The organism is Paracoccus albicereus, from assembly GCF_024359525.1.
Lineage (GTDB): Bacteria > Pseudomonadota > Alphaproteobacteria > Rhodobacterales > Rhodobacteraceae > Paracoccus > Paracoccus albicereus.
Genome location: NZ_JAKZEU010000007.1, coordinates 93,998 through 107,310 on the forward strand (window position 1 = coordinate 93,998; position 13,313 = coordinate 107,310).

Sequence of the window (13,313 nt, forward strand, 5' to 3'; positions counted from 1 at the left end):
ACGCCGATCACTTCACCCAGCAGGACAGCGCCATGGCCGACCACAAGCCCGAGCATTACGACGACGCCCCGACGCTGACCGCCGAGGAATTGGACAAGCTCGAACAGGATTACGACCCTGAGATGCGGTTCAGGGCGCTGCCGCGCCCGACCGAGGTCCTGGCCGGCATCATCCTGTTCCTGCTGGCCTGCTACCACTATTACACCGCCGGCTTCGGCATCCCGCAGGCAACCGTCCATCGGGGCTTGCATCTGGGCGTCACGCTGTTCGTGGTGTTCCTGTCCTTCCAGGCCTTCGGCAGTCGCGCGCCGCGCCGGGGGACGTTCGATGTTCTCGGCCTGCCGATCGCCGACTGGATCATGGCCTTCGCAGGCGCCATCGCGGCTTTCTACGTGCCCTGGATCTACAGCGAACTGGCCTTCCGTGTCGGCAACCCGAACACCACCGACATCGTCATGGGCACGATCCTGATCGTGGTCCTGCTGGAGGCCGTGCGCCGGTCCATGGGCTGGCCGCTGCCGGTGATCGCGATTCTGTTCATCTGCTATGCATTGTTTGGACAGCATATTCCGGGCGTTCTGGTCCATCCCGGCGCAAGCTGGACCAACGTGGTCAATCACCTCTACCTCACCAGCCAGGGCATCTACGGGACCGCCTTGGGCGTCATCGCGACCTATGTCTTCCACTTCGTGCTGTTCGGGGTGATGGCCACGCGGATCGGCCTGGGGCAATTGTTCATCGACGTGGCCTCGGCGCTTGCGGGCCGCTATCCGGGCGGACCGGCAAAGGTTTCGGTCCTGTCCTCGGCGCTGCTGGGGTCGATCTCTGGTTCGTCCATCGCCAACACCGTGACGACCGGCGCACTGACGATCCCGGCCATGATCAAGATCGGCTATCGTCGCCATTTCGCCGCTGCAGTCGAAGCAGCCGCCTCGACCGGTGGGCAGATCACGCCGCCGGTCATGGGCGCTGTCGCCTTCCTCATGATCGAATATCTGGGCCTGCCGCTGACCACGATCCTGACGGCCGCCCTGGTCCCCGCCTTCATGCACTTCTTCGGCGTCCTTGTTCAGGTCCATCTGGAGGCCAAGCGCCTCGGCCTGCGCGGCCTGCACCCCGATGAGCTGCCCAACGCCTTCAAGGTCCTGCGCGAGGGCTGGCTGTCGGTCCTGCCGCTGATCATCCTGATCGCCGTGCTGCTGTCGGGCCGCACGCCCTTCGCCGCAGCCTTCTATTCGATCACCGCCTGCATTCTTGTCCTGATCTGGCAGGAATTCCGCGCCAAGGGCCTCGTCGATGGACTGAAGGCTGCCGCAGCGGGTGTCTATGACGGCTTCATCATGGGATCGAAGCAGTCGCTGTCGGTCACCGCTGCTGCCGCGCTGGTCGGCGTCGTCATCGGGGTCGTGACGCTGACGGGTGTCGGCTTCAAGATCGCCTACATGGTGACCAGCATCGCCGCCGGCTGGGCTGAGGGCGTGTCGAGCATGCTCGCTGTCCTGCCGTTCGAGATCATGGGCGTGCAGACGCTGACGCTACTCTTCACCCTGATCCTGACCGCGATCGTCTGCGTGCTGATGGGCTGCGGAATTCCCACGACCGCAAACTATATCATCATGGTCGCGGTCGCGGCACCGGTGCTGGGCCTGCTGCAGGTCCAGCCGATCGTCGCGCATTTCTTCGTCTTCTACTTCGGCGTGTTGGCGGATGTGACGCCACCCGTAGCGATGGCGGCCTATGCCGGCGCAGGGATCGCCGGAGCCAACGCCTTCAAGGCCGGCAACACTGCGTTTCGGCTGTCGATGGGCAAGGCGCTGGTGCCGTTCGTCTTCGCCTTCCAGCCTTCGCTGCTGCTGGTCACCGACGGCTTCACCTGGCCTGCCTTCTTCCTTGCCTTCTCGGGCGCGGTCCTGGGCATCTGGTCGCTGTCGGCGGCGATCACCGGCTGGATGTTCGCGCCGACCTGGAAGATCGAACGTGCAGCGCTGGTCGTCGCCGCGATCCTGCTGGTCGCACCAAGCTGGCCCGCGACCATCATTGGACTGCTGATCCTGGCGCCAGTCGCCCTGCGTCAACTGGCGGCGAGCCGCAAGCAAAGCCCAAGCGCCGCCTCAACAGCCTAGATGCCAAGCGCTCCCATCTGCTTTTCCGGATAGCGGCTGCCGGAAGCAGCGCCCGGGGCGAAGGCTGCTTCCAAAGCGGCCAGGTCCTCGGCCGACAGGCCCAGATCGATCGCGCCGACATTCTCGACGACCCAACGGGGCTGCTTCGCACCCGGAATGGTCACCACGTCGGGCCCGCGTGACAGGACCCACGCGATGGCAATCTGTGCCGGGGTGGCCATGTGTCGGTCAGCGACATCGCGCAGCACGTCAATCAATGGCAGGTTGCGCGCGATGTTGTCCGGCGCGAAGCGCGGGTGATCGCGGCGTCGATCTTCGGTGATCAGGCTGTCCACGTCGGGTATCGTTCCAGTCAGGAAGCCGCGCCCCAAGGGGGCATAGGCCACGAAACCGATGCCGAGGTCGCGGCAGGTCTGAATGATCCCACCCTCGACATCACGGGACCACAGCGACCATTCCGATTGCAGCGCCGCGATCGGGTGTGTGGCCGCGGCCCGACGGATCGTGTCCGGTCCCGCCTCGGACAGGCCCAGATGACGTACCTTTCCGGCCTCGACCAGCCGGGCCATCGCGCCGACCGTTTCTTCGATCGGAACGTCTGGATCGACACGGTGAAGATAGTAGAGGTCGATCGCCTCGACTCCCAGCCGTCCAAGGCTCGCATCGCATCCCGCTGTTATATGTTCGGGTCGCCCGTCCACCTTGCGCGGCGCAGCGGCGCGGCCGAGATTGCCGACCTTGGTCGCGATGATCGCCTCGTCCCGACGACCGCGCACCGCCTCGCCGATCAGGCGTTCGCCATGACCGTTGCCGTAAACATCTGCGGTGTCGAGCATCGTCATGCCTAGATCAAGCGCGCGATGGATCGCCGTCGTCGACGCGGCATCATCCCTTGTGCCGTAGGCCGTCGACATGCCCATGCAGCCAAGCCCGATCCGCGGCACCCTGAGGTCGCCCAACCGTGTCATTTCCATCCCTCACTCTCCCAACGCCACATGGCCGCGTGCATTACAGCCGCACGGGTCGGATGCGGCAAGTGTGGATTGCGGTGGGCTGGCGCACCCGAGAGGATTCGAACCTCTGGCCTCTGCCTTCGGAGCAATTTGTCCTGGCTATCCGAAATGCACGCTAGGACACGCTATGATACGACAATGCTTTGAAAAGTATGGACAACTCGGTCTCCCCTGCCGAAATCCATATCCGAAACTTCGCTCCGACTTTCATCCGGCTGCTTCCGTGGTGCTTCCGCGGAAACAGTCCGCTCTCCAAGGGGGAACCGCGCAATGGCCAAGCTGACGAAACGCGTCGTAGACGCAGCCGCTGTCCGCGAGAAAGACTACTTCATCTGGGACGACGAGCTGCCTGGCTTCGGTCTTCGCATTTTCGCGTCCGGCAAACGCAGCTACCTTATCCAATATCGAGCCGCAGGTCGAACCCGTCGCTACACCATCGGTCTCCATGGCGTCTGGACGGCGGAGACAGCGCGGCAAAAGGCGAAGGTCCAGCTCGGTCGCGTTGCGCAGGGTGATAACCCCTCGGAGGAACGCCTGCTCGATCATCAGGCAGTCACTGTCAAAGAGCTGTGCGCGATGTATCTCAAGGACCTCGAAGCCGGTCTCATCCTCGGGAAAGGTGGTCGCCCGAAGAAGGCGACCACCATTGTCTCCGACACCGGTCGGATTCATCGACACATCATCCCGCTCATCGGCAGCCGTCGGGTTAAGGACCTGGCGAAAGCCGACATCGCCAAGGTTTTGAAGGACATCATGGCTGGCAAGACCGCGGTGTCGGTGAAGACGAAGAAGCTACGCGGCAAGGCCGTGGTAACAGGCGGCGCCGGCACGGCCACACGAACGATTGGACTTCTTGGTGGCATCTTTACCTATGCAATGGAAGCCGGGATCATTACCACCAATCCGGCACACGGCATCCGCAAGCCCAAGGACAAGGTGCGTGATCGTCGTCTCACCGAAGCCGAGTATCGAATGCTGGGCGAGATTCTCCGCGAAGCGGCTGCGACCCCGAAATTTGAAATGACGGTCGAAATCATTCGCCAGATCGCGCTTACCGGCTGCCGCCGCAGCGAGATGATCGGTCTCATGTGGACCGAAGCGGACACCGACGCGAGTTGCATGCGTCTCGTGGACAGCAAGGAAGGTGCCTCGGTTCGTCCCATCGGGCTTGTTGTGGTCGAGTATCTGGAAGAACACCGCAAGACCGCGACGGGTACGTATGTCTTTCCCGGCCAGGGCGAGGACAACGCCTTCGGCGGCTTCCCAAACCACTGGAGGCAAATTTTCAAAGACTCCGCGCTGTCTGATGTGACGCCGCACGTCCTGCGCCATAGCTTCGCGAGCGTCGCCAATGATCTTGGGTTCACCGAAGTCACGATCGCCGCACTGGTCGGCCACTCCAAAGGCACGGTCACGAGCAAGTACATTCACACGCTCGACACGGCCCTTATCATGGCTGCTGACACGATCTCCGGTTATATCCAAGGGCTGCTCGACGGGGTCAAGTTCAGGCAGACCGCCTACGCTCTTGATCGCGATTCACGTAAAGTCGCGCTAGCGCGTTTTCTCGCGGGTGCCCGTGAGGAAACTGCGAACGAGGAGCACCAGCGTCGCGCCGCGTGACCGAGGTAGCACTGGTGAGCCGCGTCGTCGGTTGGAATGAAGACCAATGCTGATGCCCGGGGATACCCGATCAGGCATAGAGCATGGCTATCGTCCCCCATCTACGCATCGGCAGGCGGCCAACGCAGTTTTCCTCGGCCGACGCGTACGGCATCCACCAGCCTAGTGTCTCCCGGTAGCCTCCCCGAGAAGAGGCTTGGCTTGGGGTCCATCGCCGGCTTCTTAAAGGCGGCGACGTGCCGATAGTCAGGAGTTGTGAGCCAGGTCCGCCCGTCCCCCTTGTCGGTAACAATCCGATAAAGGCCTGCAGGCGGAGCGGCCGCGACATCGAGCAAGCGCTTGTAACGTTCGACGGACCATTTTTGGATCCCGCCGCTGAGTGCCTCAGTTCTAAATCTCGCCCACAACGCCGCCGTTTCTGGTTTCGGCCAATCCCCTAAATCCGTGAAGACTGTGATTTCGTCGGATTCGAGCCATGCCCGCATTTCCGCCGGAGTCACAAATACCGGCTTGGTCTCGTTTATGGCGGTCATAGCCGCTTTCCTCGAAGGCAGATCGGCGCGGATCAACATCGCCATCATGAACTGCGGAACCCCCGTTTCGACAGCAGTCGCCGCACCGCCCGCCACCGTCTCCGGCGACCAGCCAAGGGATATGCGGCGAGTACGAATAGCCTCCAGCGCCCAAACCAATCGATAGGTGAAGGCCTCTTCGACCGCTCGCATGTTCTGCGGTCCGATCTTCGAAACTTCCTCGCCGGAGACCCAGGCGCGCAGGATTGCCTTCCAGTTGGCGGGCAGCGCGTTCCTCTTGTCAGGAATGAACGGCCGCATGAACAGCAAGCGTTCGCCCAGGCCGCCAAGAGCATCGGCGAGTTCGTCGACATTACCGTTCATCGTTGCGGCATCAGCCCGGTCGACCAGTTCGGCCAACACGTCGGCCATCGCTTCGATGGAGAGGCCCGCTTCGAGCCCGACACCCATTGCGAAATGTCCGCGCCGTGTCTGCTCGGTAGTGGTCTTCCAAATGAGGTCGGCCCGCGCTTCGAACACCTTTTTGTGTAACGGCGCGACGCCCTCCTCCTCGCGAGCGATCTGGCGAGCCCAAAGCGATCCCCTGAGCGCCTCATCCAGCAACTCCGGAAGATCGACGCGATCAGCGTCCAGCGCTTCAATCAGGCCAAACACCGTCGCATCAAGCCGTTCGACAAGCTGCGACAATGGCTCTTCGTCGATGGTTTCCTCTTCGACACCCCCATCGCCTTCATCATCGTCACCAATATCAGCGCCGTACTCAACGGTGGCGGCCAAGCGCTCTGCAACCGCAGCCTCTTCATTGGGTGATCTCCACGCTTCGCGGGCGTTGGCGAGATATTCCCAGGCATCGTCACGGTCGAGCACACCCTCGCGCGACAGGCGCTCAAGGATCTCGGCGACGATCTGGATGAGGCCGCTCTTCAAGGTTCTGGCCTTGGCGGAACTGACCAGCTTTTTCCATTCCTTCTTTCGCCAATCGGTTTTGTCGAACATGACATGGACGATCAGGCCTTCGACATCGACGAAGGCGCGCCCGGCTCGACCGGCGACGTTGGCGAATTCTTCGCCCTTGATCTTTTCACCGGCCCGGTAGAGCGCCGGGACGAGAAGGACTGCGGCGTTGAGATTGAGCCCCTGGGAAAGTGTAGGCGAGGCGACGATGACTTTCAGCACGCCATCGGACAGAAGCACCTCCAGTTCGCGCAGGAACGGGCTCGGCAGGCGGCCGTGATGGATGGCAACGCCGACCTTCAGGCTGGCGACCGCGGGATGGTCCTCGCCCAGCCATTCCTTGCCGACTTCCAACGCGCGCGCGATCTGCGCTTCATCCTCCAGCAACGAGTCGAGATAGCCGCGCTTGCACAGGTCAATGACCTGCTTGCCGTAGCTCTCGACCCAGTTGGCCTGGGTGGAAAAGATCAGGGTCCGCTTACCCTGGCCGGCAAACTCCCAGGCCGCGAACAGGGCGAGGTGCGAGTTCTTGCGTGGATATGGGTTTTTCTCCTTTCCTAGCGCGGGTTTCTCCTTGACGAATTTGTCGAGGAACGGACCGTTCTCGTCGAGATCAAGCCGCAGAAGCGCGTCCTTGCCGCGCCATGTTAATGCGCCAAACCGTTGTCGCGTGGGGCGCCAATCGGAACGCACGGGTTCACCCGGTTCATCCGAGCGTATCCAGGCGGTCAAATCGTCCAATTCGTCGCCGCTCGGCAGGATGGCGGAGAGACAGACGATCCTGCGGTCGGCCGCGTCGCCGCGACGTAACAGGCGCTGTACCAATGTTTCGTAGCGAATCTCGCGCTCGCTGGGTCCGATCATGTGACCCTCATCGAGAACGATCAGACCGACGTCATCGATCAGTGAGGCATCGCTCCGAAGCGCGAAGTCGAGCTTTTCCGGCGTGGCGATGATGATCTCGCGGGTGCGCAGGGCATCCTCGTCGCCCGCCGAAAGTCCGCTGGCGCCGTACAGCGAGGAGACGCTGAACCCGAGGGGCGCGAAGGTCTTGCGGAAGGATCGTTCGGTCTGGGCTGACAAGGCGCGCAGCGGCGTGACAATCAAAACTCGGCGCGTCGAGGACAACGTCATCAATGTGGCGATTTCTGCCACGCGCGTTTTGCCCGCACTGGTGGGAAGCGCCACGACCAGATCATCAGTGACGTCGGTGGACCGCTGCGCCGCCTCGCGCTGGGACGGCCATAGTTCCACTTCAGAGGTTTTGCGGGCGTACAGCGAACCGATGAACAGCCGCCGGAGATCCGGATATTTCTCTTCCGCTCCCGCAGGTGGTTCCATCGGCAGGTTCAGGTGCAGCGAATGCTGCCAGAGATCATCGATCAAGTGGCGGCAGAGGTTCGATATCCACCACAGGGGGACGTTCCCGGCGTTGTCGGCGAGCCTGATGGCGGTCGCCAGCAGCTCGCGCGCAACGTCGATCGGCTCCTCCTCGCCCGTCTCCAGGGCAAAGTCGAAGAAGGCCAAGGCCCGGCAGATCGTCGTATTCACGATGGTGGACAACACGGCGTCGATGTCGGGCTCATCGCCGCCCAGCACTTCGGCCATCTGCTCGTCGCCGTGCGCTTCGTCGTCAAGCCAGTCACGAACGAACCCGCGCAGCTGATCGAGATCACGCAGAATGAGCTGGCGGATTGCTGCTTCTCCGGGCGAAGAGTTCAGGTCTTCGGCCATATCATTGAACAGCGAATATGCGACGGCGGAGTAACCGGCGAGGTGATAGGCAGCAGCAGCTATCATGCGGCGAAAGCCGCGGTCGGGCGCCTCGGGATCACCGTTTCTGACCAGGGCCTCGAAGGCGTTGGCGGCCCGCTCGAATGCCTTATTCGTCAGATCCGATGCGCCGGTTTGAGCGCGCAATGCCATGGCGGCCCGAAGCAGGGCGAAGCCGTGTTCGGCAAGATCGGTTTCGATTGTCGCGCCCAAAGCCGGCGCGGTCTGTGGCAAAACGCCATCTTCCCGCATCAGCGACCATGCCGCGCCACGATAAAGCAACCGGCCGAGTATGCCGTCAACGGTAGCGGTGGCGAGGAAGACGGTCAGTTCGTCAGGCGTCTCCAAGGTCTTGTGCCCCCTGGTACATGGCCGCGATGAAATCCTGATGATCTTCGATGTGGATGTTCACGACGTAGTGGTCGCGATTGGTCCCGGCAGCGTCCAGGTCTTCCTTCAGCGAGGCATGGGGGCCATTGCCCGATACGGTAAAAAGCATGTGGTCGATGCGATCGGCGCGCAGTGACTTCACGCCCACCTCGTCACGCAAATCACGTCCCAGCGCGTTTTCGTCGGGATCGTTGCTCTCGAGCAGGCGGTTGGCGACGAACAGCAGCGAGTCCGGCGTGCAGCGGCCATTGTCGCGATCAAGCACTTTGCGCGCACTCGTCACGGTGGATTTGCCAAGCTGCTTGTTGCTTTTGGCTTCCCCCTTCAAGAGCCAGAGTTTCTCGTCCTGGCCGCTATAGCCGGCGCCGATGAAATCATCACCGCGCATGGCCATGTTTCGGCCGTCCTTGTAGCGGAGCCGGCGCACAGGGACGCGCAGGCCGATCTCTTCCTCCACAAGTTCCGTCGCCAGGATTTCGCCGAGGTCACCGGAGCGGCCCCTGGCCGTCTGTGGCATCGCCTCGCTCAGGATCGTGGCGGCGAACTTGTAGCCGAGCCGCTCCACATCCTCGGCGATGCGCTCGAGCCGGTCATAGTGGGAGCGGATGGTTTCGGCGAGGTCGCCGCTGAACTCGTCGCGACCGGCATCCTTTTCGGCATAGGTCCAATAGTGCTTGCGCTTGTCCCTTTCTTTCGTGGCTTCGCACCACCTTTCGTATAACCCCACGCTTGTCCCGCAGTTCCTGTTATCTCGCCGCGCGGTTCGTTCGTCCGGCGATGTCTGCGCATCGCTCGATCAGCTGCTCGAAAGGCTCGGCATCCTCAAGCAGCAGTCCGTCCTCGACCATGTGGTCGTAGTCCGAGGCCAGCACTGCACGCGCTTCTCCGCCCGGCACGAGCTGCAACATTCCATTTACGGCGGCTTCATAGTCGACAGGCGCGCCGTTCGCCGCTTTCTCGGCGAAGAACATGCTCTTGTGCCGTGCGACAGCGCGAGTAAGGTCTCGATCTGCCGCAGCCGCATCGGCAATCCCTGCGTCACTCAGGCGGACAACGTCATGCCAATGGCGGGCAAAGCGCTCCCCGCGAAGCCGCTGCTGCAAACAAAAGACGTGGATCGCGGTCGCCTTTTCCCAAAATGTCCGCTCGGCGTGCATTACGCGAGGCGTCGCCGTCGGGAATGTCACGCCCTCGACCATGCCGTCCGCATCACAGATCACGTTACGCGGGCTGGCCGGTTCGCCCGTCGAGCGAGCCCCGAATTCCAGCATGACGCTGGGCGCGACGTAACCGGAGCCGGCGGAGGTCGCCTCATAGTCGATGAAGAGCTTCTCGCCCTCCACCCGCGTCACCGCCGAAACACCCTGCGCGCCAACGGCCTCGGCGAGCAATGGCTGCACCGTAGCGGAAATCCATTCCGGCAACCGGTGGCGCACGGTTTTGGACCAGCGCCTTTCTTCGCTGCGCGTTGTCGGCAAGCCTTCACCATTGTCGCCCACCAGATCGGGCGCTATCGCGCGGATATCGTAGGTCAGATCGACATCTTCCGAGAAGCGCTGGATGACGCCATAGGCCTTTGAAAGCGACGTTCCGCCCTTGAAGGTAAGATGGTCGCCGAAGGCCGAGCCGAAGATTGTCTGAAGCGCCCAGACGACCCAGACATCCTTTTCAAGCAGATGGGCGGGCCGTCCCGAGCGATCGGCGGCTACGCCCAACGCGTCGCGACGATCCTGGGCCGTCAAGGACAGAAATGGCTCAGCCATGAGCAGCCTTGCCGACGCTTCGGGCCAGCCAGGTCGGAAACTGCGGCGCAGCCGCCACCAACTCGCCAAACGCTGTCGGTGGTAGTTTTCGTTTCAGAGTCTTGAGCGCCGTTTCTGCCTTCTCAGGGCCGAGCCAGGCCAAAGCGCGAACCGCCTGTCCTGCCGGGCGATTGGCCAAGGCGAGCTGCCAGCGCGGCGCATGCTGTAACTCCACAAGCTGCTTGCCCAGAGTCATCGTGCGGCTACGACCCGAGGTCAGATAGACGGAGCGAACCGGGACCTGCGTCGTCAGCCCGAGCGCGTTTGCCGCTGCCGCGCCATTCGGTACGATGATCTCACCCCGTTGTGCCGCCAGCGCCTCGACCGCCTGCTCCACCGAAGGAGCGCGCGTGCCAAACCGACTCTTGATGGGGTGCAGATAAATGCCTCGTCCGGCGCGGATAAGTTGTCCGCGTACGGCAAGACGCGACAAAGCTTGATCCACCCCGGCGCGGTTGCCGAGATGGAGCAGGCTCTTGGCGGCCAGCGGCGTTCCTTCCGGAAGCCGTTCGGCATAGGTCAGTATCTGTTCGGTCAAATGTTGCACAGCAAAACTCCTGTCAGAAACATAAGCGGTTTTCTGACAGTTTTCAATATGGAGTGTCCGGCAGAGGAAAGTTTGAGGGGAAAGCCTTCCCCTGCGGACGAGCCAAGGTCTCGGCCGACCCCTTCTGCGGGGGCACCCCGCAACGCCCCGAGAGTGAGAGTGCGGACGGGTTTGCCGTGACGGGTTGAGGACTGGGAGAGAGGCTTCCGGTGCCCGTCGCGGAGATATTCCGATGGCCAGACAGGACCGCGCGCGCGCAGGCGGCGCCCGCAGCAATCTTTACGACGACATCACCAACAAGATCATCGGCGAGCTGGAGGACGGGCGGCTGCCCTGGGTCCAGCCTTGGGGGACGGCGGCGGCGAAAGCGCCGCTCGCCATGCCGAGGAACGCGGCGACCGCCCGGCAGTATTCCGGGATCAATGTTCTGATCCTCTGGGGCGCGGTGGTCCAGCACGGCTATCCGACCCAGCATTGGCTCACTTTCCGCCAGGCGCTGTCGCTCGGCGGCAATGTCCGCAAGGGCGAGCGCGGCACCACCGTGGTCTACGCCGACCGTTTCACCCCCGAGGACGAGAAGTGCCGCGCCAGGGAAACAGGCGAAAAAGCAGGCAGCATCCCGTTCCTGAAGCGCTTTACCGTGTTCAACGCGGCGCAATGCGAGGGTCTGCCCGAGGACATCGCCGTCGAGGCACCGCCACCGCCGCCCGGCATGATCGAGCCGCGGGTCGAGGCGCTGATCCGAGCGACCGGCATCGATTTCCGCATCGGCGGGGATCGTGCCTTCTATGTGCCCGCATTTGACTATGTGCAGGTGCCGCCGCCGGCCGCCTATTTCGAGCCGATCAATTGGCACCGGACGGCCCTGCACGAGATGGGTCACGCGACAGGCCATGCCTCGCGTTTAGGACGGGATTTCTCGGGCAGCTTCGGCACCAGGAAATACGCCTTCGAAGAACTGGTGGCCTTATCTTGACAGTCTGCACCGCATGCCACCCTGCCGTAGGATGGGTGACAGGCATCGACGGTAGGCAGTTTTCAGGCTGGCCGCCGCGCTTACCAAAGAGCTGGCGGCGGCCAGCCTGAGAACTGCCGGGCCGAAGCGTGCACCGGGTGGGGGCATGGGGAGGGTTTCGCGCCGGTGTCGATCATTTCTGTTTGCGAGCGCCGTGAGGCCGGGGGTCTCGACGCGCATGTGCCGTTGATCCTGCGCGGCGACGCGCTCTACGACCCCGATCTGGATCGCTTCTTTCTCGACCTGCCGTTATCGGGGATTCGATCGCGGCATTCGCTTCGCGCCCAGGCCTATGATGTGACGGTCTGGCTTCGCTTTCTCGATGCCTGCGGCAAGACCGTATGGGCTGCGACCCGCGACGATGTTGAGGCCTATCATCGCGCACGCCGGCGCGACGATGCTGGTCAGCGGATCACGGCGGCAAGCTGGAACAGGGCCGTCGCCAGCCTTGATCGCCTCTATCGCTGGGGCGAGCGGCAAGGGCTGATCGCCGAGGCACCGTTCAGCCGCCGTGCCGTGTGGCGACCGGCGCAGGGTGGCCGTCGCGGCTTGATCGCTGCGCGCAACGATGCCTATGAACGTGTTGCGAAGCGGTCGGATGTCCGTTTCGTCACGATGGACGACTACCGCATCTTCCGCGAGGTCGGCCTGCGCGGCCTCGCGCCTGACGGCAGCGAACGCCCCGGCGCACGTGATCGGAATGGATTGCGCAACGCGCTCTTCGCCGATCTGCTCGTCACGACCGGCCTGCGACTGGAAGAAGCCTCGGGTCTGCTCACCAGTGATCTCGGGGCCATAGGCCTGCACGGCGATCAGACCCGGCAGCTCTGGCTGCGCCTGCCGCCGCCGCTCACCAAGGGCGATCGCGGACGAAGTGTTCTGGTCCCACGCCGGCTGCTTCGTCAGATCGCGGCCTATATCGATGTCGAGCGCGCGGCAGGCGCGGCCAAATTCGTCGCGCGCGATGGCGCGGCGCGCTTCGACCGGCCGATCCATATCACCGACGCCGGTCTCGACCGCATGCGCGATGTCTGCACGCCAGAAGAACGATGCCGTCTGATCCTGTGCAACGAGAACGGAACGCCGCGCGAGCCCGCGGCGCTATGGCTGACCGAGGTTGGACAGCCCGTTCGACCCAATTCCTGGGAGGTGATCTTCGCCCGCGCCTGCAAGCGCTGTAGAGACTATGGTTTCTCGTTGTCGATCAGCCCGCACCAGCTGCGCCACACCTTCGCGGTCCATATGCTCGCCTTGCTGATCCAGGAGCGTCTGCGCGAAGCCGCATTGCCGGCGGGGCCGATGGAGAGTTACCGGCCGATCCTGGGCGACCCGCTGCAGCAGGTGCAACGCCTGCTCGGCCACGCGAGTCTCGCCACCACCTATATCTATCTCGACCATATTGCGACCCGCGCCGATACGGTGGATTCGGCGGTCGAGGAGTTGCTGGCACTGCTGCCGGGACCGCAGGGCGCATGAGCGGGCGTCCCCGCAAGGGCAGGCCCGTCGCTTTCGCACCCGTCACGCCGGAGCGAGCCAATCC

9 protein-coding genes are annotated in these 13,313 nt (G+C 63.2%); 4 read left to right on the top strand and 5 right to left on the bottom strand.

Features of this window, described 5'->3' with window-relative positions; all coding sequences use genetic code 11:
* The first annotated feature begins 32 nt into the window (after positions 1-32).
* A complete protein-coding gene (locus MLD63_RS16570) occupies positions 33-2,123 on the top strand; it encodes a TRAP transporter permease (protein ID WP_255331032.1) in 2,091 nt (696 codons plus the stop codon).
* Here the strand turns inward: MLD63_RS16570 and MLD63_RS16575 are convergent.
* Positions 2,120-3,097 carry an aldo/keto reductase gene (locus MLD63_RS16575; protein ID WP_255331033.1) on the bottom strand — a complete coding sequence of 326 codons (978 nt, stop codon included), beginning with the start codon at positions 3,095-3,097 and terminating at the stop codon, positions 2,120-2,122. The two genes, MLD63_RS16570 and MLD63_RS16575, sit on opposite strands and share 4 nt — an antisense overlap.
* 309 nt (positions 3,098-3,406) lie before the next feature.
* Between MLD63_RS16575 and MLD63_RS16580 the strand changes: the two genes are divergently transcribed.
* Positions 3,407-4,759, top strand: coding sequence for a tyrosine-type recombinase/integrase (locus MLD63_RS16580; protein ID WP_255331034.1), 1,353 nt, complete (start codon positions 3,407-3,409; stop codon positions 4,757-4,759).
* Positions 4,760-4,860: 101 nt separating this feature from the next.
* Here MLD63_RS16580 and MLD63_RS16585 read toward each other — a convergent pair whose 3' ends face one another.
* The 4 genes from MLD63_RS16585 to MLD63_RS16600 are packed head-to-tail and all read right to left on the bottom strand — an operon-like array spanning position 4,861 to position 10,758.
* On the bottom strand, positions 4,861-8,367 hold the full coding sequence (locus MLD63_RS16585) for a DEAD/DEAH box helicase (RefSeq protein WP_255331035.1): 3,507 nt from the start codon (positions 8,365-8,367) through the stop codon (positions 4,861-4,863).
* The gene (locus MLD63_RS16590) at positions 8,354-9,136 is read right to left on the bottom strand and encodes a HamA C-terminal domain-containing protein (RefSeq protein ID WP_255331036.1); all 783 of its coding nucleotides are present in this window, start codon (positions 9,134-9,136) and stop codon (positions 8,354-8,356) included. Before MLD63_RS16590 ends, MLD63_RS16585 begins: the two co-directional genes overlap by 14 nt.
* Before the next feature lie 19 nt (positions 9,137-9,155).
* The gene (locus tag MLD63_RS16595; protein WP_255331037.1) at positions 9,156-10,172 is read right to left on the bottom strand and encodes a nucleotidyl transferase AbiEii/AbiGii toxin family protein; all 1,017 of its coding nucleotides are present in this window, start codon (positions 10,170-10,172) and stop codon (positions 9,156-9,158) included.
* Positions 10,165-10,758, bottom strand: coding sequence for a DUF6088 family protein (locus tag MLD63_RS16600; RefSeq protein ID WP_255331038.1), 594 nt, complete (start codon positions 10,756-10,758; stop codon positions 10,165-10,167). The genes MLD63_RS16595 and MLD63_RS16600 overlap by 8 nt, the downstream gene beginning before the upstream one ends.
* Positions 10,759-10,990: 232 nt before the next feature.
* On the opposite strand from MLD63_RS16600, the gene MLD63_RS16605 reads away from it, so the two are divergent.
* Both MLD63_RS16605 and MLD63_RS16610 read left to right on the top strand, forming a co-directional pair.
* On the top strand, positions 10,991-11,734 hold the full coding sequence (locus tag MLD63_RS16605) for an ArdC family protein (protein ID WP_439957681.1): 744 nt from the start codon (positions 10,991-10,993) through the stop codon (positions 11,732-11,734).
* A gap of 165 nt (positions 11,735-11,899) precedes the next feature.
* On the top strand, positions 11,900-13,249 hold the full coding sequence (locus MLD63_RS16610; RefSeq protein WP_255331039.1) for a tyrosine-type recombinase/integrase: 1,350 nt from the start codon (positions 11,900-11,902) through the stop codon (positions 13,247-13,249).
* Positions 13,250-13,313 lie beyond the last annotated feature (64 nt).